The sequence below is a fragment of the Frigoribacterium sp. CFBP 8751 genome (assembly GCF_014841545.1).
Lineage (GTDB): Bacteria > Actinomycetota > Actinomycetes > Actinomycetales > Microbacteriaceae > Frigoribacterium.
Window position 1 is genome coordinate 45,410 of sequence record NZ_JACYUB010000009.1, and the last position, 21,741, is coordinate 67,150.

The following is a 21,741-nucleotide window of genomic DNA, read 5'->3' on the forward strand; positions in this document are numbered from 1 at the left end:
CGCTTGAATCATGCGAAGTGGTCCTCCTCGGTGGAGTCTTGGAAAGCGCCGAGGCGTCGCATGAGGGCGCGAGCCATGTCCTCGACCAGGACCTCTTCACGAACAGTCTCCGCGTCCACCGCTTCGTTGCTGTTGCGGGGGCAGATGCGGAGGAAGAGTCGGGAGTGCTGCTCAGGCTGTCGCGGGCGAGACAGTTCGGCGGAGAACCATGCCTCGGGTGCGCTTCGCACAACGAGGTGGCATAGCTCGTGAACTCTGCTGAGGAGGCTGTAGTACGCGCTGTCTTCGGCGGGAACCATGACCCCGGTGAAGGTGGGGGCGTCAAAGACGACGCCGGTTGTGAGCTGTAGCCCGGTTCCGGAGATCTCTTTGAACCTCAGGGGCCGCCCGTAGAGGCCCTCCACGACGTGGCTGAGATCGTCGAGGGATGGCTGCGGAGGAAGCTCGAGGCGCTGCACCAGTGCTTCCACAGGGCTGAGTGCAGCTGGCTGGCCATGGCCGCCCCTGCCGGAGCGACTAAAGCGCGAAAGGTGAGCCATGGACGCTGGTCAGTCGATAGAGCTGGAGCCACAGAGTGCGTGACCCAGAGCGCTACTGATGGTGACCTTCCTCCTCATCGATGAACTTACGGATCGCTTCTTCGACGGCCTTGATTTCATCAGAACCCAGCTCGTCGAGCGACCGAGCTGCGAGGCGCGTAACACCGACGTCGCGCATGGTGCGAGCGAAGCGAAGCTCCGTCTCTACCTTGGCTGTCGCGCTGTCGTCTGCACCTGCCAGGTACTCCCCCGGCACCTCGAGGAACTCTCCAAGGGGAGCGGTCATCGTTGCTGAACCGGTTCCTTCTAGGAATGCTTGCCACTCTTGGCGGGACAGGAGCTGCCCTGTCTCGGCCAGAGCCCGTCGGGCCTTGTCATAGGCGAGGTTGGGGTCGTCGTGCAGGCCGGCGGCTTCAAGTGCAAGGCGCGCCCGATCGGCGCGAACCACCTCGATGGTCCTCGAGGACCGGAGGGGGTGGCCGGCGCGGCGCGCGGCTCGCGAGATGAGGTCGAGCGGATCGTCGTTGATTGCTTGGCAAAGGAGGACGAGTTCCACGACAGAGACCGGACGCCGCCCCCGCAAAATTCGGTAGATGGAGTCGTGCGTGATTGATGCCCGCTGAGCCCACGTGCGTACGTTGACGTCGGCGATGCCCTGGGCGGCACGCAGCTCCGCAGCAAGAGCTTCCTGGAGCGCTTGCGAGGGCGTCTCACTGATGGGGTCCACAGCAAAAACGCTAGCAGGTCGGTTATCCGGTCGCTGTGTTGCAGAAGTGCCACACTGTGACTAATCTGCAACAAATGGGGATTGAATTCTGCCTGAGAAATAGATGCCGCGACTTGAGGCTGGGGAAGCGGCAACTTGGAACAAAGCTCGACACACCTCGTGAAAGTCCCCGATGTATGCATCTTAAGAACCCATCATGAGTCCATGAGCGCTATTCGTGGCCTGGCCCACCGACCCCAGAACGTCCCCACGGTCCTTCTGCAGGGTCGTGTCTCGCCTGAGACGCGGCTCGAGGTCCGGGCTGCCGCCGCCGCAAGCGGTGTGTCGATTGCCTATTACCTCGAGGCGCTCGTGGCCCAGCTCGTTGCTGAACAGGGCTGCCTGCCCCTTGTCACCAGCCCGCGCGAGAAAGCCGAGGAGTTGCCTATCCCCGCCGCTTAAACGAAAGAGCCCGCCGCTTTCGCGACGGGCATCTTCAAGTTCGTTGCTCCAACCCCCGCATCCGCCAAGAGGTGGGGTTAGAGCTTCTAGTTCCGATCAAGAACCGGTTGTGCACCGGGCCTTAGTCGTATCCCCATCCCGAAGGAAGGTGATGGCATCAGTGTAAACACTTCTTCTGTGCGCGCAAGCACCGCGCCAGAAAAACCATCTTTCGGCGTGTCACCAACCTGGCTGGCCGCGTGGGATTTCACCAGGGCGATCGCCTTGCGGCCGCATGTTCAGGCAATGCAACGCGACGCCGGCGGCCGACTGGCCGATGGCAACCGGTACAGCGCACGCGTGCCAACCCTGCCCACTCCCCCGTCGGCGCCCTGGTACATCCACCTTGCCGGCGAAGACCGGCTTTTCCGCCTCCTTGCATTCGACTTCGATGCCAGCCGCGACCTGGACGACGACGTCGAGGCCGCCATCGAACAGGCGACGACATTCACGAAGTACCTCACCGCGTTGGGGATCGCCTATGTGCTCTGCCAGTCCTCCACGAGGGGCCGGCTACATGTGTGGGTGGGATTGTCCGAAGGCGTCAGCGTCGACGTCACGAGGCGCCTGGCCGACGCCGCCCGGGCAAACTTCGGGACCCTGGACCACGGGATGCTCAAAAACGCCGCCTCAGGGGGCGTACGGCCGCCACTGTCACCGCACCGCTACGACGGGGTCTACTCCCGCGTCCTCACCGGCGACATCAACACCTTGCGCCCCGAGAGGCGCTCCACAAGCCGCGGAGATCTCAACCGCCTGATCGAGGTCCTCGAGACGGCGGCCCCAAGTATCCGGCCGGAAGACTCCCGTCCCTCCGGCCTTGTCGACGCCGGCTACACCGGCACCGGCAAGTTGCAGGCATGGGGAAAGGCGCATTTCGCCACCATCGCAGGCGGCGCCAACCCCTCCCACACGGCTTACCTGTGCCTCCTCGCGGCCGCCCAAGCCAATTGGTCCCTAAGTGACGTTGCAGCCCTTGTAGACACTGCCCCGGGCCTTGAGCACTACCGCACCAGAGACACCGGACAAGGACACCGGCAACGCCGAAACCCGAGGGACCGCCAGGCCCGCCTCGAACGTCAATGGGCCAGGGCCCAACAACACGTCTCGCGATGGTCCGCCCTACCTCCCGCGCGGCCGACAACGGAGGGGTCGCGAGACCTATCGGAGCTCGACACGATCGTCTCCCGCATCGAGCAGCTGCAGCACCGCCTCACCGTCAACCCTGGGCGGTTCTCCGGCGCCCACGGCTCCCCCACCCACCGCAGCGTCCTCATCGGCCTCGCCTACCTCATGCTCCGCGCCGGTAAAGCAACCGTCGCCTCCTCCGTCCGCGAGCTCGGCGACCTCATCGGTGTCGACCGAACCACCACCGCGGCCGCCCTTCGAGCGCTGCAGCGCGAGGGATTCATCACCCGCCACCGCCTGCACCACGGCACCAACGCCAGCGAGTGGACCCTCACCTCGACCTTTTCCACAGCCCGCCAAACTCAGCTGACACACCACTTAACAAACGCCCGCCCCCCTGCCGAGCTTTTCGCCCTACGCACTGCCCTGCATGCTGACTTTGAGGAACAGATCGACACCTTGCGGCACGATGTCTACACACGTAAAGGCATCGGACATCTAGGTGGGCGTCTGCATGCCCTTCTTAACCGAACGACGAGGAAGTCACTGAGAGAGCTCAGTGACTCATTGGGTATCAGCGAGGGCCGTACTGCGTCTCTTCTCGGATGGCTGAAGAAGCAGCGCCTCATTGTCGAGCGCAACCGAGAGTGGCTCAGAGCCCGCAAAGACGGCCGGGATGCTGCAGCGAAGCACCTCGGAGTCGAGGGCACGCTTGAGCGACGCCGACAGATGCACGCGAACGAACACGAGCTCTGGGAATGGTGGCAAGCCGAATGCGAACGCCTCTCCCCCGGCGCTCCAAAACGGGCTCGAGCTGTTCACGTCACTCAACGCGAACTGTTCGAACCCGATCAATCAACACGAGCCCGAGCATTTCCTAAATACCCACGAGATCCTGACGGCCGAGCGAACCATCGCATGGCCAGGCACGACGTCTGGGCAAAGGCGATGCGACCCGGACGTGTTCAATTTTTTTATGCCGCTTGAGCACGATGAATACGCTTTCCAGGCATCCAACCGGCTCATGTTTCCTCAAGAGCTGCCGCGTAGCATCTATCAAGCCTTAAAAGGCTTACAAAGCAATCAATATAAGCAATGAAAGCAAGCTAAGTAAGACAAACAATGCTTGTAAGGCTTGCGTTTGTGTTCAGTATTGTCTAGACTAGTCGGAGGCCTTCTGGTTGGGCCTGTGTCACAATGCATTGCAAGCCTTGTAAGTATTGCGTTTTGGAAGGAATCTCGTGCCACACATCACCTCAATCGCCAACAACAAGGGTGGTGTCGCTAAGACCGAGGTCACGTGTCAACTAGCTGCAGCTCTAGCGAGGACAGGAAAGCGCGTTCTCGTCGTCGATATGGACCCGCAGGCAAACGCGACTCGGCGTCTCGGCATCGATTGGGACCCGACAAATCCATTTGTCACGATGTCGGAGGTGATCGCGGCAGCGCAAGATGGTGCAGGAGAGGCAGCTGTGCTTGCGTGCGGATGGGATGCCGAGTCAGCTCCAGAGGGGGAGCGGATCGACGTTCTCCCCTCGCGATTTGACTTGATCAACCGTGAATCTGAGGCCGGCGTAGTTGGAGCCTCCCGGCGGCTGACGAAAGCCCTGAACGGGTGGATCGATTCATATGACGTGGTTCTCATCGACACTCGGCCGGACCTCGGTCACTTAGTGCAGATGGCTCTCGCTGCCTCCGACACAGTCCTGATTCCATGTGACCCAAATTTTGATTCGATCGAGGCCGCTATCCGGGTGCGAGACTTCGTAAGTAGGCATGCGGCAGATCTGATGAATCCGAACCTGCGTATTGCCGGCTTGGTCGTGACGAGACGACGGCTGACGGCTGAACACGACTATCAGATCGATGGCTTGAATCAAGAATTCGGAGACCTTGTCTGGAAGCTGGGAGGCCTCGTGAAATCAGAAGACGGAGCAGAGCTGCTCAACCCGAACTTCATTCCTGAGTGGTCGAGGTTTGCTGAGGCCGACGCGGCTGCCACATCCCTAAATGCCTGGCGAGATCGAAATAGTCGAAAGACTGTCGCCATCTACGACGCTCTCGCAGATCGGTTCATCCGCTCACTTCTGGGTTCCGAGGCGGCGGCGTGACCGCGCCTCAACGGCGCCGGCCTGGCGCTCAAAGCCCGATTTCGTTGACTCCTCGAGTCGAGACCGTCAACACGGGTACTCCCCAAGCGCCCACCAGCGTGGAACCAGCTGGCGCAACGTCTAGGCAAGATCAAGAGAGGGGGGAGGTGACCAGCTCTGCGCCTCCCTCACCCCGTGATGTTCCCGCGGAAGATGTCACTGTCGCGACGACAACCCTTCTTCGGCGTTCTCTCAAGCTTCAAGCGCAGACAGCGGTTCTTCAAACGCAATCTGAACCCGAGGGGTATCGCTCTTTCGCGCAACTGGTAAATGGAGCGCTGGAGCGTGAGCTTCAGCGTCTCTCCGACGAGTACAACGGCGGAGTGCCGTTTCGAGAAAACCCTGGGCGTTTTCGCACGGGCCGTCCTTTCTCGAACTAAGTCAAAACTTCGTCAAGGGTTGACCCTTTGTCGTTGATGACTTCTGACCAGTGAGTGTCGGCAGAAACTGGGTTTGAATCCTTATCGTCGATCGGCCCCCGCTCGAGGACCAGGCCGGCATCGTGTCCTCAGCTCTTCGCATCGCCGACTTCGCGATCGTGTCCATGGCCCCCACCAGAGGCGAGTACGAGCGTCTGCCCGAGGTGTGGGCCGCGATTGACGACGTGGAGCCGCTGCGCGCTACGCCACTTGTTGCGGCCGTGCTGATGAACCGCACCGTCACCAACGCCAACAGCACGCCGATGTTCCGCGAGCTGATGACCGACGAGGGACACACGGTCCTGTCGACAACCATTCCTCGGAGAGAGCCCATCGCGCAGGCCTTCGGTGGCCCGGTCACCGAACTCGGCAAGTACGCCGACGCCGCCGACGAGATCGAGACGCTGGGAGCAGGACGATGACCAAGGCCGAAGAGCTGCGAGCACGAGCTGCCCGCGCGACGCAGAGAGCCGCGTCGACGACGCCCGAGCAGAACCAGCCCGGAGCACCCGCCGCCGAGGCGACGCCAGCACCCCGGCCGAACGTCATCCGAGCCAAGCCCGTACGCATCACCGCCGACCTGTCGCCCCAGGTCTACCGAGGCCTCATCGACTACGCCGCAGGCCTCGCGGAGACTCAGGGCCGCGTCCGCGTCGCGCACGTCCACGTCACCCGCGCCCTCGTTGCGGAGTTGCTGGAAAATGACGAGCTGCAGGGGGCCATCGCCCGCCGCGTCCGCGCGCAGCTCGACGACTAGTACGTCCGTAGTTCAGTAACTACGGACTTACGCTACTGGCCGCCCAGCCCCTCAAGGTCTGTATTCCAGCGCTCCGCGGCGGCCCTCGTTCATGGAATACGGCTGTGAGATCAGGCGTCGGCGCGGGGGAGTGTCACGGCCGAATCGACCGCGGCCGGGTGCCGCTCGAGCGCCCGGTAGACCGGAACCCGCCCCACGCCGAACATTTCCACCAGCTTGGCGACCGTGTGGTCGCCGGCGCGGTGGAGCGCCACCATGTGCCGCTCTTGCACGGGAGAGAGCTTGGGCTTTCGCCCCTTGAGCTTCCCCCGCACCTTCGCCGTGGCCATGCCCTCGCGCGTGCGCGCTCGGATCAGGTTGGACTCGAACTCGGCCACCATCCCCAGGACGTTGAACAGCAACCGCCCGACGGGGTCGGTCGGGTCGTAGACCGATCCGCCGAGGTTCAGCCGCACCTGCCGGCGTGTCAGCTCCTCGGCGATGTCGGTTGCGTCTCGCAGCGATCGCGCGAGCCGATCGAGCCTCGTCACGATCAGGGTGTCGCCTTGCCGGCAGGCCGCCAGAGCCTCTCGGGGCCCCGGCCGCTCCCTGTTGGTCCCGGTCATGCCTCGGTCGCTGTAGATCCGCTCCTGCGGCACGCCTAGGGCGCTCAGAGCGTCCCGCTATGCGGTGAGGTCCTGGGCGTCGGTGGAGACGCGGGCGTAGCCGATAAGGGTCCCGGTGGTCATGGTCTAAGTCTCACAGAGGGTGCCATCACCGGAACCTCTTTCGGACCACCTATCTGAGACGGTCCGTCGCCCGAAGATCCGGGGGAGTGATCGCAGCTGGGGAGCGTCCGGTGAACGATTGTTATGAGTTGTTCGAGGTATTTGCGCCTATCCAGCAAGCCCTGGCATCGGACTTGTCTGCAAATAAATCGCGCCGATGACTAGAGCGATGCCGAGACCGCCAGCGACCCAGACGGCTGCGGTATCGAGGGCTCGCTGATCGTGGTGAACAGTGCAATAGCCCCCGCGGGGTGTCGGGTTCTGGCACAGCCTGTTGCGTCCGCGGGAACGATTCGGAGCTGAACACGATCCATAAGGTTCACGGCTTTTGCGACGGTAAAGAGTTCGAAGGAGGGCAAACACGAAAAGCCCCACGCCCGCCAAAACAGCCCAACCAACCACGACTTCCCCCATCCGGCCTAGCCACCGCTAGGCACCTGTTGCTATCGGCTCTGAGAACTAAATCGTCAGTCAATGTGCCGCGAGGTCCACCGCGGAAAGGTGTGGCTTGTGCTCTGAACTACAAAAACGGCGTAGGGGAAAACGAGATTAAACATCTGCACTGAGCGCAAATGTCGGTTGTTTGGAGGACAGAGTTCCGCTCACTTCTTCAATACGTTAGCTGCGGACGATCAGTCCAAACACAGAGGGGGATAGATGAATTTTCTACTCAAAGCTGGTCGGGTTGCCGTGGTAGCCAGTTTGGCAATGGGGGCCGTAGTTGGCGTACCGGCGGCCGCGCAAGCTGCTGTTCAAGTCACCTCCTGCCCAAAGACGGAAGAAGTGTGTCGCGACACGCAAGCGAACTTCTCGGCAAGCACGGCGACGATCAAGACCATCTCGAACGGTACGACGTCAACCATCAAGCAGCTCTACACGATCAACAAGGGCGTGACTGGTGCAGAGATCTGCCGCGGCACGATGGGCTACAACGACCAGAAGAGCTGCAACCTCAACGGGTACAAAGGCCAGCTCACAGCGACGTTCTACAAGGGCCCCGGCGGGTTGACCACGGTCTCGCTTCGCTGACAACGGCCTTCACTTCGCTCGCCGCCTGATCTTCATCTCCGACCCGACCCAAACAACAAGCATCAGAAACGGAAAACCATGAACCTTCGTAAGAGCAAGATCAGCAAGTTCGCTGTCGGCCTCGGCCTCGGCATCGTCGCCGCAGCCGTCGTGGCTGTTCCCACCGCGGCTCAAGCAGCCGTCCAGGTGACGTCATGTCCCAGAACGCAGGAAGTGTGCCGGGACACGCAGGCTAACTTCACTGCCAGCACCGCGAGCATCAAGACCATCACGCAGACGACCTCGACGGGCACAGCGAAGTGGTCCATCAACAAGGGAACGACGGGGGCGAGCATCTGCTCCGGCACGATGGGCTACAACGACACGCGAAGCTGCAACCTCGGTGGCTACACCGGCCAGCTGACTGCGACCTTCTACAAGGGGCAGAACTCCCTCACCACGGTGTCGCTTCGCTAGATCTAAGGGCGAACCTGTGAGAAGGGGCAAGGCCGGCTGGCCTTGCCCCTTTTTCGTCCTCGACTACTGCTCCCTGCGTTCGACGCCGTCGAACACTGAGGGGTAATTGTCCAGCCAAGACCATCGGGTATACGGCCAGCTAATGACGAACGCTCTGCCGACGACATCAGACATCGGGACAAAGCCACGACTTGGCGTTCCCTGGTTGTAGCGCGAGTCTTGAGAGTTGTTCCGATTGTCGCCCATGACCCAGATGGACCCTTCCGGCACTGTCACCTCGAACGGATCGCGCGATGCAGGTTCTTCTGGTGTCAGGTTCGTGTACGGCTCCTCGAGGGGCACGCCGTTGACAGTCATCTGCCCGAAGTCATTGCAGCAGGCGACGGTGTCTCCGGGCAGCCCAATGACTCGCTTGATGAGGTGATTGTTGCTGTCGTGAGGACGCAGTCCCACAAACTCCAATGCACGCTCAATGCCAGTCGGGGACGGAGTTGGCAAAGAGTCCGGCAGCCAGCCGCCAGGGTCTTCGAAGACCACAACGTCTCCGCGGTGAAGGTCCACGACATCGGGCACGAGTTCATTGACAATGACTCGATCGTCGATTTGAAGAGTTGTCTCCATAGACCCGGAGGGAATGTAGAACGACCTGATGAGGAACGTCTTAATGAGAAAGGAGATCAGTAGAGCTGCTAAGAAAATGACGACTATGTCACGGAGGAAACGGAGTAGTCCGTTTGGCCTGGCGCCGCCTTCTTGTGGGGACGTGGAAGCCGTCTGTCGAAGCACTATTGCCTCGCAGTTCTTGGGCGCATAGACAAACCGTACTGCCTGCAAGTCTGTGGACTGCTTCCAGACTGTCCGGGTCGGAGCACGCCAACGCCTGGCAGCGCCAATCTCCGACTCTGACCTCATGGCGCCTGGCCGTCATTGGTCCGGGTGGCTTATAAGGGCTCGCTCTTCAGAGGCGCACTAGCGGCATGCTAGGTGCCCGACAGGCGGTCGTTCATCGGGACACATCTCGGAGCGGGCTTGTGGGCAAGCAGGCGTTGGTGGGTGTCGGGTGGTCACGGTTGCGTAACTGATGTGACGGCCCTGTACCCCTGTTGTGAACCCCATTGCCGAGCTGGTCGTTCAGGTCGCTGGGGCGCTGATCAGTCCGTGTAACCCGGACTGCATGGTCTGGTCGGTGGAGGCCGACCTGTGGGTCTTTCCAATGCGTTTTGGGTGCTTATTCTCAGCTTGACGTGGGTCATGGGGGCTCGCGCGAGTTGGGGTTGCAGATGTTGTCTGGTTGGGGGCGCCGCGGCGCCGTTGTGGGTTCGGTAGCGGCGTTCGCGCTGCTGGCGGAGTTGTTGGTCGCGGTTCCCGCGGTCGCGGCGGAGCCGGTGCCGGATTACGGTTCCGTGCCGCCGATCTCGTCCGACGCGGTCGATCCGACTGTGCCGACGGTCCCAGACGGGTCGACTGTGCCGGCCGTGGGCGAGGACTACGAGACTGCCCCGAACCGCACGGGCGAGGCGCCGAAGGCCTCGACCAAGAATCAGCCGAAGGTCGATGAGTCGTATGACCCGGCGACGTCGGTGTTGGTGGAGCAGTCCGAGTTCCAGGATGTGTATGAGAACGAGGACGGCACGAAGACTGCCGTGATCGCGCAGGAACCGGTGAACGTCGAGCAGGCAGATGGGTCGTTCGTGCCGGTCGAGACGACGTTGGTCAAGCGCCGTGACGGTGACCTCGAGCCCGGTGCGCACCCCCTCGCGCCGGTGTTCGCCGACACCGCAGCCGACGGACAGGTGTTCTCTGTCACGAAGGACGGCCACACGATGGGCATGGAGCTCGTCGGTGCTGCGGACAGCAAAGCGGTCCGGAAGGTGTTCCCCTGGTCGAGCACCCCGGCGGACCTCGTGCGCTACCCGGACGTGTTCCCCGACACGGATCTGACCTATCAGGTCGCCGACGGGTCGGTGAAGGAAGAGCTCGTCCTGGCGAAGGTGCCCTCGGCGAAGAACGACTCCTGGACCTGGAACGTCACCGCCCCGGGCCTCACCGCCACGATCGACGACAACGGCGCGGTGGTCTTCACCGACGCTGCCGGGGCCACGGTGTTCGGCATCCCGGCACCCGTGATGTACGACTCGTCCGGGGTCGAGGGGCAGAAGACCGACGCCGAGGCGATGGTGCCCTTGACCCTGAAGAAGACGGCCGCGGGGTGGGCGATCACGTTGACGCCGTCACGGTCGTGGTTGACGAACGAGGACCGGGTCTATCCGGTGCACATCGACCCCGCGGTCCACGACGGGGCGATGAACGATGCCCACGCGTTCCGAAGTGACGGGGTCAACCGGGTCGACGGGATCTCTCGCATCGGCAACTCTCGTGACGGTGGCGACAAGTTCTGGCGCACCGTCCAGCACTACAACTACGAAGCCCTCTTCGGTAAGCAGATCCTCGACGCGTACCTGTACACGCGCAAGGGTGGCGAGGGAACCACGGACACGTACCTGAACACGCTTCACTACGCCACCGCGTTCAGCTACGGCGGCGTCGGCAACCACCTCGGCAACTGGAACCTCGGCGCTGGAGAGGGCTACGTCGATGACGACCGGGTCACCCAACAGATCGCCAACTGGGTCAACGCCTCCTCCAGCGGGAACTACCTCATGCTCCGCGGGTACGAGGCGGCCGGGAAGTACTCCTACAAGTCCGTCGTCTCGCAGCTGCAGATCACGTACAAGGAATTCCCGACCGCGGGGACCGCGATCGCGCCGTCGCCGGCGAATGGTGCGCGGTCGACGTTGACTCCGACGCTGCAGATCTCGGCTTCCGACCCGAACGGTGAGGGCCTGGAGTACGTCTACCGCATCAGCGAGAACCCGAACCCTGACGTGTCGCCCCTATGGGTCTCCGGTTGGCAGGGCTCGTCGAAGGTGACCGTTCCGGCTGGTGTGCTGCAGCCGGGCAAGACGTACTACTGGAAGGGCCACGTCCGCGACGGGTACGACGGCCAGTTCGGCACGACCACCATCCGCGGCTCGGGTTCATGGTCATTCTCGACCAACACACCCACCCCGACGCCCGCGCAGTCCAGTGCGTCGATCGCGGACGGGACGGTCATCACCGGTCTGACACCGACGCTGTCGACGGGCACGTCAACGGACGCGAACGGTGACGCGGTTCAGTATCAGTTCACGATCGCGACCGGCACCGACGGCGTGACGGGGGCCGTGAACTCCTCCGGCTGGCTTGCGACGCCCTCGTGGATCGTTCCCGAGAACACCCTCCAGGACGGTGGCCGGTACACCTGGTCCGTCCGCACGAGCGACGGCTACGACAAGCCGCAGCCGTCGTGGCGGAACGCCCTCGTCGTCAATCAGCGAATCGGTGAATCCGGGCCCGCACCGGTCGACACCGCTGGCCCCGTCTCGGTGAACCTCGCCAACGGCAACGTGGGCATGCGCTTCAGCTCGCCGACGGTGTCCACCGTGGGCGGCAGCATGGGCATGGCCTTCAGCTACAACAGTCTGAAGCCCAAGGCCGGCGGCCTGACGGGGTCGTACTACGACGTCACCCCCGCAGCGGGCGCGTCGCCGTCCTTCGACTTCACCGGGAAGACGCCTGTGCTCGTCCGGACCGATCCGAATGTGTCTTTCGATTGGGCCTCCGGTTCTCCTGGACCTGCCGTGCCCAACGACTACTTCCTCGCGCGGTGGACCGGGTTCCTCAAGGCGCCCGCTGCCGGGACCTACCAGTTCGGTGTCAGTCGTGACGACGGTGCCCGGGTCACGGTCGGCTCCACCAAGGTCTACGACGGGTGGGGCGCCGAATCTCGTAGCGCCGTCCTGTGGGGCTCGAGCGTGAATCTCGCCGCGGACGCGGTGCCGTTCTCCATGGACTACTACGAAGGCGCCGTCACCGCCGGCATCGAGCTGTGGGTGAAAGACAGCACCGGCAACTCGTTCGTGGTTCCCCCGTCGTGGTTCTCCCGTCAGGTGGAGACCCTGCCCGCCGGCTGGTCGGCGTCGACCGCACTGAACGGTGACGCCGGTGACTGGTCGAGCGTCCAGGTCACCGACACTGCCGTGATCCTCACCGACACCACCGGAACCGCGCACACGTACACCAAGACCGGTGGCACCGGTGCGTCGACTGGGTACAAGGCGCCCGAGGGGGAGTACGGCGTCGTCGCGCTGGATGCCACGGGGAAGGTCACCTTTACCGAGGACGACGGCACGGTGACCGTGTTCGGTGCCTCTGGCCGGGTCGAGACCGTCACCGGTGCGGGGGACGCCTTGAAGCGCGCCACCCCGATCGCCACCTACGTCGGTGGTACCGGGATGATCCAGTCCCTCTCCGACCCGCTGTCGTACGACAGCGCGTCGAAGACGTACAAACGCCAGGTGACCTTCGCCTACGGCACCGCGACGGGTTCGCCCTGCGCGACGGCCCCGTCCGGGTTGGCCGCTGCTCCGTCGGGGATGCTGTGCAAGATCAGCTACCCGGACAACACGGTGACCGACCTGTTATACGACGCCAAGGGCAACCTCGCCCGGATCGTCGACCCCGGCAACGAGATCACCGACTTCGGCTACGACGACGGCAAGCTCACCGCCCTGCGAGATTCCCTGGCCAACGACTGGCTGGCCGTGCCGAACACGGGCCGGGTCGACGCGCCCGCGGTGAAGACCCAGATCGCCTACGACGACAAGGGCCGCGCGACGAGCGTGACCCTCCCGGCGCCGGACGGTGTGACCGAGAACACCCGCCCGCAGAAGACTTATGCGTACGGCCCCGTCACCGGTGCAGGCACCGCGACGGTCGACGTTGCCGGATTGACCGTGCCGGCCGGTGCCCACGCGATGACCGTCACCTACGACGACGCGTGGCGGCAGCTGACCTCGACCAGCCCCTCGGGGCTGACCAGCAGCCAGGTGTGGAACGGCAAGGACATGCAACTGTCCTCCACCGACGCGCAAGGCCGCATGTCGACCACGATCTACAACGCCCAGGATCGCCCCACCGACACCTACGGGCCCGCCCCCGCGTCCTGCTTCGGCAGCGACCGGAAACCGGTGGCGTCTTGTGCCGTCACGCCGGCGCACTCTTCGACGACCTACGACCAGGGACTCAAGGGCCTGAACGCGGTCTGGTACGACAACGACCGCTTCGCGGGTGCCCCCAAGGCCTACAGCCTCGGCCTGCCGGGTGTCACCGACGGGTCGATCAACAAGGACTGGGTGATGGACGCCCCGATGGCGGGCATCCCGGCCGACAACTGGTCGCTGCGCATGACGGGCCTGATCACGTTCCCGACCGCGGGCACCTACACGGTGAACACGCGCGCCGATGACGCCAGCCAGGTCTGGATCGACGACATCCCGTCGCCGGCCGACCCGACACCGGGTGCCGTGCACGACGCCCCGGGTGTCACGATCACCACGACGGCGCCGAACCAGCAGGCCCGCATCCGCATCCACTACCTCGACTACACCTACAACGCGACCCTCAGCCTCAGATGGTCCGGCCCCGGCCTGCCGTCAGGCGTCGTGCCCGGCTCGGCCCTGACCCCGGACTACGGCCTCGCGACTTCCAGCACGACCGACGACGCAGCACCCGCCGGTGTCGCCGGGGTCTCGAGCAGCCAGGTGCCGTCGCAGACGAGCTCCACCGAATACGCCAACCCGTGGCTCGGCCAGCCGACCGCGACGATCGAGGACCCGGCAGGGCTCGCCCTGAAGACCAGCACCACCTACGAGGCCGTCGGGTCGGGATACCTGCGTCGTCTGACGCGCACACTGCCGGCACAGGCCACGGCGGGGGCGACGACGTCGACCTACTACGGCGACACCGAGACCACCACCGCAGCCGTCTGCGGTGTCCCCGCCGGGACCCCGCAATACGGGGGAATCAAGACGTCGGTGTCATCGTCAGGTGTCTCGTCGATGGTTGTTGTTGACAACATGGGGCGAATTGCAGGGACTCGGAGAAGTGGGGATGAAGACTGGTCCTGCGTTAGGTACGACGCGCGCGGTCGCACGTTAAGTACGGCCATACCTGCTACTGGTGCTTCTCCGGCTCGTGAAGTTCGGTCGAACTACGCGCTGGCTGGAGACCCCCTGACGACAAGCGTTTCCGACAGTTCACTTATGTCGTCGCCAAACAACTCGACAATCACCACGAAGACTGATCTCCTCGGAAAGACGGTGTCGTACACGGACGTGTGGAACACGGTTACCACGACCGCCTATGACCGCACGGGCAAGGCCATCTCGACGACCACGAAGGCGGCCAAGGGGGCGCCCCACACCCAGGCGTTCGAGTACAACTCCGACGGGCAGATCACGAAGGTCTCGTACGACAACGCCGTGCTTGCTCTTCCGGTGTACGACCGGGGCGAGCTGGTCTCGGTGTCGTACCCGGCCGGTGCCGGGAACCTCGGCAACGGGTCGGTGCTGCAGTCCATCCAGAAGAACGCCACCGGCGCTCTCACCGGGCTGACGTGGGCGTTCCCGAACGGGCAGCAGCAGGTGACCGATCAGGTGATCCGGTCGCAGTCGGGTCGCATCCTGACGAACACCGCGACCTCGGGGGCCGTGTCGAACGTGTCGTCCTACGGGTACGACGCCGCAGGCCGGCTGGTCACGGCCTCGATCCCGAGGCACCAGCTGACGTACTCCTTCGCCAACGCCACCTGTGGTGCCGCGGCAGCAGGGCGGAACGGCAACCGAACCTCCTCGACGGACGCTCAGGACGGAGGCGCGGCGTCGGTCACGACGTCCTGCTACGACACCTCCGACCGGCTGCTCTTGACCACGGTCACGGCCCCTCCGGCGGGGGCGACGCCGACGGCGCAGACGATCCCGGCAACGAAGATCACCTACGACGCCCACGGCAACACCACCCGCCTCGCCAACCAGGTCATGACCTACGACAGCACCGACCGGCACATGACCACGGTGCTGGATGACGGCAGCAAGGTCGTCTACCAGCGTGACGTCACCGACCGGATCGTCAAGCGCACCCAGACCACCAAGGCCGGGGTGACCACCTCGACGACGTACTCCTTCGCCGGCGACGGTGACAGCCCCGACCTCGAGCTCGATGACCAGAGCGCCGTCACCTCGGCCGTGGTCTCGCTGCCCGGCTCGGTGCTGGTGTCAATGGGGGCGGATTCGCAGTCATGGTCGTACCCGAACATCCACGGAGACATCATCGTCACCGCCGACCAGACCGGCACCCGCTCCGCCGGGCTGACCGTGTACGACCCATTCGGCCAGACCATGGACCCGACGACGGGTGCACTGGGCACAGTGCCGGCCAACCAGGCAGGGCCCGACAACAAGCCCGGAGACGCCGACTACGGCTGGCTCGGCCAACACCAGAAACTCACCGAACACCTCAGCACCCTCGCCACCATCGAAATGGGCGCCCGGCAGTATGTGGCTGGTCTTGGACGGTTCCTCGAGGTGGACCCTGTTGAGGGCGGCGTCGACAACGACTACGTCTATCCGAATGACTCGGTGAATAAAGTCGACCTGACAGGCCAGTATCAATACACCTACACAAACCTCGTCGGATCAACGAAGAAGTACGGATCTGCCGCTCGAGCCTTCTCGGTATTCAAGAACAATCCACAGAAAATTTTCCCGTTCTCTGTGAGTTGCACCCGGTTCGTCAATAACGGTTCGTGCAACCTAAGTGTCCCCAACATCCCGTTCGGCAAGGGCAAAGGCAAAGTAAAGGTGACCTTGGGTTCGGATTCAGTCAAGTTCACAGTCTCGGCGGCTGGCTACTTCGATCCGCCCGGATCAACCATCACTTTTCGCGTATTCAGCAGGAATGGGAATCTCTACCTTCAGCAGAAGGGCTACGCTCCAAACGCGGGAGCAGTAAACGATTTTGGGGTGTATTTCCTGCGTCGGGCCTACGTCACCTGGGTTCGCCAAACCTGGAACTTCCAGGATGCACTACGTCCGGATTTGGTTAGGAGGCGCTAATGCTCTTCAAACGTCGGCCTCTCAGCTTCCTGCGGGCGGTTGTCTGCGGACTCATAGGGGGAAGCTTGATTGGATTTATCGCTTATCAAGCCTCAATCTCAGCAGGAGCTGGTCTGTCATCCGGACAGATGTCACCAATTCGTTTTGATCCCAGCTGGATACTTTTTTCTGTTGTAGCGATTTTCTTGGGGCTTGTCGGCGGTCTCCTAACCTCAGCTGCTTCCTGGATCATCGCTCGACTGTTGACAGGTCGAGCACATTCGGGGCACGTGAACGGTGCCGTCTTGGTGCTAATGGCGGGGGTTGCAGGCGGCGTGATACTCGCTGGCTATCCGGTCGCGATGGGCGCGCCTGGTAAGATTCAGATACCATTTGCGCTTCTGGGTGGGTGTGGAGGAATGGTGACCGCGTTCGCAGCTATTCGGTCGAGCCATTGGACTCGGGCGCCTCGATCCAGCGAGTGAGCTGAGACGGCTGCGAGTGTTGTGGCGCAGCTCAAATAGGTAATGCAATAACGCCGCTGTGTCCGTCTTGAGCGGACCGACGTCTCGGGGTGTGTCACAAGGTGCCCCGCTTCGGAAAAGGGTCCAAGAAAAACGTTGCTCCGGACTGGCCGAAGATCGTTCATATCGACGGTGTCGACAACCCGCACCTCGAACCCGACTTCCTGCGGCTCTGCCGCTGTCAGGTCGGCACTTGAGGCGCGAAAGCCACGCCCACCTATGGCCGCGCTGTAGGGGTTGCCAAAATGAGGCTTAAAAACCCTTGCAAGAGCGATGAATCAGAGCGAAAGGTGGACCATGCCGATATTTCTAGAAATATTCGTGCAGCCAGCGAGTGGCTGGCCAGATCGTCCGTGGGATCAAAACCCTGCTGTGGGCGCGTTCGGCCGCATCGCTGTCGGGGTGGGAGAGTGACTTTCGTGGGCTGTGGCTGAGGCCGGAGTTGCTGCTGCTTACAGTCAGTTTCGGGGTCCGGTTCCTCGGCATCGGCCGAACTAGCTGCGCCTAACCCAGCATGGCCACTGCTCCGTCCTTGATGACGTCACGGACGAGATCTCTTGGTTGTGACAAAGGTTCCCGCCAGATATGGCAGGACCCTTCGCGACTACGTGAGCCCCTTCTTAGCGTGATCCAGAGGTAATGCGTAGTAGGCGTTCTGTTTCCACTCTCGGAGCCGTTGGGGTTGCGTCCGATAGGCGGTCGTTCATCGGGACACCTTCTGAGTCTCGTCTTGGCCGTCGGGGGTCAAGTGGCGCCTGGCCTGCGAATTCGCGTATGCCTGTCCCGCAAAAATGCCCGGTGACGGGAGCCTAAACGCTACAGTCGTCGGATGCTCATCGGATACGCCCGCGTCTCAACGTCCGGACAGGATCTCGCAGCACAGCGCGACGGTCTCGCAGCACTCGGTGTTGACGATCAACACGTTCATGTTGACCACGGGCTCTCGGGCACGACTCGAGCCCGGCCTGGTCTCCGGGAGGCGCTGGCCGCGTGCCGTGCCGGCGACGTCCTAGTCGTCACGAAACTCGACCGCCTCGCCCGGTCACTGCGCGACGCGACCGACATCGCCGACGAGCTGACGAAGAAGGGCGTCGCCCTGAACCTCGGGGGAGCGGTCTACGACCCCACCGACCCCGTCGGCCGGCTCCTGTTCAACGTCCTCGGCATGGTTGCCGAGTTCGAAGCGGACCTCATCCGCGCTCGAACCCGGGAGGGCATGGCGATCGCGAAGGCCGCAGGCAAGCTCCGCGGCCGAAAGCCCAAGCTCACCGCCTCACAGGAGAAGCACCTCGTGCAGCTGCACCGCACCGGCGCCCATACGACGAGCGAGATCGCGGAGCTCTTCGGTGTCGCCCGCTCGACGGTCTATCGTGCGGTTCAACGAGGGGAGCAGTCCTGATGTGGTTCCACAAGCGAGTCAGAGCGAGGACGAGACCGTTGGTCGCGGAAGACAATGCTGCTGTCGACCATGGCGGATTTGTGGAAACTGAGGTGACTGATCGGGACGTGATCGCGATCCTGCTGGTCGTCGCGCTCACGCGAGAGGCCGATGAATGGTGCGGCCCTGAGCTTGCCGTCGCTTGGTTGATGGCGGGCCATGACAGCTTGAACATTCGCCTTCTTGCTGGCGAGTCCAAGAGCCTGCCTGCAAGCGAGAACCTTCGGTACCTCCTCGCGATCGGCGCCGATCTAGGGTTGACCACCGACGATGACGAGGCTGGCCGGCGAACTCTCGTTGTCGAGAGTCTGCGCTTGATCGCGGGGCGCACTGACAAACTAGAGCAGCTGTCTAGAGCCTTCCGAAAATTCAGCGTCCGATTCTGGAATGACACGTGGGTGCCCAGGGTCGAAGTCTTACAGCTGATCATTGGTTACGTCGACGAGCTACCACCAGAACAGTGGACGGATCTCATGGCCAGCGAGGCTGCCGACCTACTTGCCGCGCCCGGGCCCTTACATGAGTAGCACCAGAAGCCCGGGCAAGCATTGAGGGCGGAAGGGCGGACTGGCGCGTCCCAATGGCCGATCGCTATCCGGCTGTGGCCGGGGTGGGTGCGTCGAGGGCAAGTTTGACGCCCACGGCGCCGAGGAGGGTGCCGGTGGCCCACCGCTGCCAGCGCATCCAGCTCGGTCTGCGGCGGAGGAAGACCGCGATGGATCCGGCGGCGACGATGATGCCGGCGTTGACGGTGAGGCTGACGGCGATCTGGACGGTTCCGAGCTGGAAGCCCTGGGCGACGACGCAGCCGGCGTTCTGGTCGACGAACTGGGGGATGAGGGCGAGGTACATGATCGCCGCCTTCGGGTTCAGCAGGTTCGTCACGAGCCCCATGCGGCAGCGGTCACGGAGATCGGCGCTGTCCTCCATGAGGCCTCCGCGTCGGATCTGGTCACCTCGGCCGTCCTCCTCGGGCGGATGATCGAGGCAGCGACGACCGCCGCCGACCGGCTCCGAGTGGGACGCCCTTCAGCTGCTGGGTGATGATCGCACCTCATGCGGGATCAACGTCTCGGGGGATCTCCCCTGGCTCGGGCCTGTCGGGCGTCAACGACCTGATGGCGACACCCCTCAAGAGGGGCTAGGTGACCGGTCTTGCTGTTCCCGTCGGCTCGAGGTGGCGACGACCCTCTCTACAAGGGTTTGGAGTCTGACTGCATGGTCATGATGGGGATGATGCGGTTATTCCCGAGTGGGCCCCGCCTTGCTTGCCGCGTTCGGGGGAGTAGAGAAATATACCCGGACGGTCAGAGCGCGATGGTGGTCGTGGCGAGGGGATCGGTTTGCTTGCTCGAACTGTCGTGCTGGGCGGTAGTTCGTGGAAAAGACCGCAGGAAGGTGTTGGGGCGGCTTCGTCTCAACTTTTCGGGTGCCGCACGTGAGCGCCGGGTCAGGTCGCCACCCACGCGCGGCTGCGCACGGCGACCAAACCGTGCACGTGGCAGAGCCTAGGCTCTTTTATTTCTCTCAAGCGCTGGGCTCATTGGGGCTTCTGCCGGCGAGCCCGGACACTTCAGTGGGGCTGTGTGTGTGCGTTTAGTTTTGGCCGGGTTGGCGGCCAGCTGCCCAGTGGTTGGTGATCTGTTGCGGGGTGAGGGCGATGTTGTAGGCCGCAACGTAGCGCAGGCTTCCGAGGAAGAAGAAGTTGGTCGGGACGCCGGGCCAACCGGAGAGGTTGTCGTATCCGACGCGCCAGTAGCCGCCGTAGGTATCGGCTGTGGTCAGGGTGGGGGCGTTGGTGATGAGCTGCCCGTCGATGTAGATGCTCATGCCGGTTTGGGGTGACATCGTGCCGACTGCGTAGTGCCAGGTGCCGTCGGCGTAGTTCGTGGGTCCGGTGACGCTCTGGACGCCGCCGGCGGCGCTGTTGAAGGTGCCGAAGACAACTTGGCCGCTGCTAGCGATGTAGAGGTGTCGGTCTTTGTTTCGTGAGGACCCGGTTTGGCGGTCACCGAAGCCGATGATTTTGCCGCCGGCGGAGGTGGTCTTGAACCATGCTTCGACGCTGAAGGTGGTGGGGGCTGTTTGTTGGGTGGTGGTGCTGAGGTAGTTAGTGGTGCCGTCCAGGGCCCACGCCCCGCCGGTGTCTCGAGGGCATGCCAGGGGTTTGGTGGTGCTGGTGGTCATGGCGCCTTGGTAGGTGCCGGTGTTGTTGTGGCCGGAGGAGTCGTTCGCGGTGGTGGAGCCTGTGGGGTCGCTCAGTCGGTAGGCGACCAGGGCGTTGCTGGCATCGACCGCGGCGGCGCCGGTGCAGGTGAAGTTCGCTGCGGTGGCGGCTTTGTTGGTGTTGTTGGTGATCCGGCCAGAGAATGCCGACAGGGTCGGGGACTGGAGCAGGGCGACCACGATCGCAAGGACCATCAGCAGCGCGATCGCGATGGGGCGGATGCTTTTGGTGTGGGTGCGGGGCTTCATGCCAGCTCCCCCTCGGGGTTGCGGCCGATGGTGTACGCGATGAGGAGTGGCACGGCGCAGATCGCGGCGACGATCACCCAACCTGTCCAGGGCAGGTGAAGGTTCGCGGCGACCTGGTAGTAGCCGTTCTGGGCGAGATCGTGAATGTGCAGGGTTCCTACTTCGCCTGAGCTCAAGGTGACAGCGGCGCCGCCTGGACCGCTGACCTGGACAGGGAACAGTCCCGTGGAGACGACGGTGGCCTCGACGCTGCCTGCTGAGGCGACGTTGGTGAGGACGTCGAGGTTCACGAACGGTTTGTAGAGGAACGCAGCGTAAGAGAACACGAGGGCAAGGCCCGCGAGGCGGAGGCTGGAGCGGGTGACCTTGTCGGTGAACGGCCCGGTGAGGAACCAGATCAGCAAGCTCCCCAGCAGCAGAACGGGAAGTGCTGTCACCAGCCATCCAGCGCCGGGCACGATTAGTGCCGGTGACCCCAGGAGCATGTCGCTGGTGACCGGCCATGGGTCGATCGCCCCGTTGATGTCGCCCTTCGTGGTCAGGGAGCTATCGGCGTTGATTCCGACGACGCGGTGCGTGTAGGTGATCCCGGGACGGTCCGCGACGGCGTAGGTGACGATGTCGCCTGCCCGGACGCTGCTGAGGGCGACGGGCCGATCGACCAGGAGCGACCCGACCGGGGCGGCCTGCCCCATGGAGGGGGTCTTCACCATCAGGATCTTTCCGCCGGAGCCCAAAAGCCACCCGAGGCCAAGAAGGACCGTGATGATGACAGCCGCCACGATTCCCCATGCCAGCGCCACTCGGCGTGACTCGGTGTTGGGCTGCGCGGTGACGCGGATGAAGGGAACGACTGCGGTGGCCACCGTTACCTCCTCA

16 protein-coding genes and 1 pseudogene are annotated in these 21,741 nt (G+C 63.4%); 10 read left to right on the forward strand and 7 right to left on the reverse strand.

The features are described from left to right. Positions 1-8 precede the first annotated feature (8 nt). Positions 9-458 carry a hypothetical protein gene (locus IFT88_RS16470; RefSeq protein WP_192121960.1) on the reverse strand — a complete coding sequence of 150 codons (450 nt, stop codon included), beginning with the start codon at positions 456-458 and terminating at the stop codon, positions 9-11. Positions 459-591: 133 nt separating this feature from the next. Then, the gene (locus IFT88_RS16475; protein WP_342212190.1) at positions 592-1,266 is read right to left on the reverse strand and encodes an XRE family transcriptional regulator; all 675 of its coding nucleotides are present in this window, start codon (positions 1,264-1,266) and stop codon (positions 592-594) included. A 204-nt stretch (positions 1,267-1,470) separates the two neighbouring features. Here IFT88_RS16475 and IFT88_RS16480 point away from each other — a divergent pair, with 204 nt between their 5' ends. The 5 genes from IFT88_RS16480 to IFT88_RS16505 all read left to right on the forward strand — a co-directional run bounded on the left by IFT88_RS16480 (position 1,471) and on the right by IFT88_RS16505 (position 6,200). Next, a complete protein-coding gene (locus IFT88_RS16480) occupies positions 1,471-1,707 on the forward strand; it encodes a hypothetical protein (RefSeq protein WP_192121962.1) in 237 nt (78 codons plus the stop codon). Positions 1,708-1,884: 177 nt separating this feature from the next. Then, entirely contained in the window at positions 1,885-3,861 is a 1,977-nt protein-coding gene (locus IFT88_RS16485; protein ID WP_192121964.1) for a hypothetical protein, read from the forward strand. A gap of 254 nt (positions 3,862-4,115) precedes the next feature. Continuing rightward, on the forward strand, positions 4,116-4,985 hold the full coding sequence (locus tag IFT88_RS16490) for an AAA family ATPase (RefSeq protein ID WP_192121967.1): 870 nt from the start codon (positions 4,116-4,118) through the stop codon (positions 4,983-4,985). A 541-nt stretch (positions 4,986-5,526) separates the two neighbouring features. Continuing rightward, the gene (locus IFT88_RS16500; protein ID WP_192121971.1) at positions 5,527-5,865 is read left to right on the forward strand and encodes a ParA family protein; all 339 of its coding nucleotides are present in this window, start codon (positions 5,527-5,529) and stop codon (positions 5,863-5,865) included. Further along, a complete protein-coding gene (locus IFT88_RS16505) occupies positions 5,862-6,200 on the forward strand; it encodes a DUF2274 domain-containing protein (protein ID WP_192121973.1) in 339 nt (112 codons plus the stop codon). The genes IFT88_RS16500 and IFT88_RS16505 overlap by 4 nt, the downstream gene beginning before the upstream one ends. A 110-nt stretch (positions 6,201-6,310) precedes the next feature. Here IFT88_RS16505 and IFT88_RS16510 read toward each other — a convergent pair. Further along, a pseudogene (locus tag IFT88_RS16510) lies at positions 6,311-6,928 on the reverse strand (recombinase family protein). Positions 6,929-7,624: 696 nt separating this feature from the next. On the opposite strand from IFT88_RS16510, the gene IFT88_RS16515 reads away from it, so the two are divergent. Continuing rightward, positions 7,625-7,996, forward strand: coding sequence for a hypothetical protein (locus tag IFT88_RS16515; RefSeq protein ID WP_192121975.1), 372 nt, complete (start codon positions 7,625-7,627; stop codon positions 7,994-7,996). A gap of 78 nt (positions 7,997-8,074) precedes the next feature. Further along, the gene (locus IFT88_RS16520) at positions 8,075-8,452 is read left to right on the forward strand and encodes a hypothetical protein (RefSeq protein ID WP_192121977.1); all 378 of its coding nucleotides are present in this window, start codon (positions 8,075-8,077) and stop codon (positions 8,450-8,452) included. Positions 8,453-8,515: 63 nt separating this feature from the next. On the opposite strand, the gene lepB is transcribed toward IFT88_RS16520, so the two are convergent. Next, the gene (lepB, locus tag IFT88_RS16525) at positions 8,516-9,160 is read right to left on the reverse strand and encodes a signal peptidase I (RefSeq protein ID WP_342212195.1); all 645 of its coding nucleotides are present in this window, start codon (positions 9,158-9,160) and stop codon (positions 8,516-8,518) included. A 935-nt stretch (positions 9,161-10,095) separates the two neighbouring features. Between lepB and IFT88_RS16530 the strand changes: the two genes are divergently transcribed. From IFT88_RS16530 to IFT88_RS16540, 3 genes are all read left to right on the forward strand, one after another. Next, positions 10,096-16,446, forward strand: a complete 6,351-nt coding sequence (locus tag IFT88_RS16530; protein ID WP_192121981.1) for a PA14 domain-containing protein — start codon at positions 10,096-10,098, stop codon at positions 16,444-16,446. A gap of 1,332 nt (positions 16,447-17,778) precedes the next feature. After that, positions 17,779-18,348, forward strand: a complete 570-nt coding sequence (locus tag IFT88_RS16535; protein ID WP_192121984.1) for a recombinase family protein — start codon at positions 17,779-17,781, stop codon at positions 18,346-18,348. A gap of 38 nt (positions 18,349-18,386) precedes the next feature. Further along, positions 18,387-18,914 carry a hypothetical protein gene (locus tag IFT88_RS16540; protein ID WP_192121986.1) on the forward strand — a complete coding sequence of 176 codons (528 nt, stop codon included), beginning with the start codon at positions 18,387-18,389 and terminating at the stop codon, positions 18,912-18,914. Between the two features lie 64 nt (positions 18,915-18,978). On the opposite strand, the gene IFT88_RS16545 is transcribed toward IFT88_RS16540, so the two are convergent. From IFT88_RS16545 to IFT88_RS16555, 3 genes are all read right to left on the reverse strand, one after another. Next, the gene (locus IFT88_RS16545) at positions 18,979-19,317 is read right to left on the reverse strand and encodes a LysE family translocator (RefSeq protein ID WP_249409119.1); all 339 of its coding nucleotides are present in this window, start codon (positions 19,315-19,317) and stop codon (positions 18,979-18,981) included. Positions 19,318-19,983: 666 nt separating this feature from the next. Next, entirely contained in the window at positions 19,984-20,862 is an 879-nt protein-coding gene (locus IFT88_RS16550) for a LamG domain-containing protein (protein WP_192121988.1), read from the reverse strand. Continuing rightward, positions 20,859-21,728: a S26 family signal peptidase gene (locus tag IFT88_RS16555; protein WP_192121990.1), complete on the reverse strand. Its 870-nt coding sequence runs from the start codon at positions 21,726-21,728 to the stop codon at positions 20,859-20,861. The genes IFT88_RS16550 and IFT88_RS16555 overlap by 4 nt, the downstream gene beginning before the upstream one ends. Between the last annotated feature and the right edge of the window lie 13 nt (positions 21,729-21,741).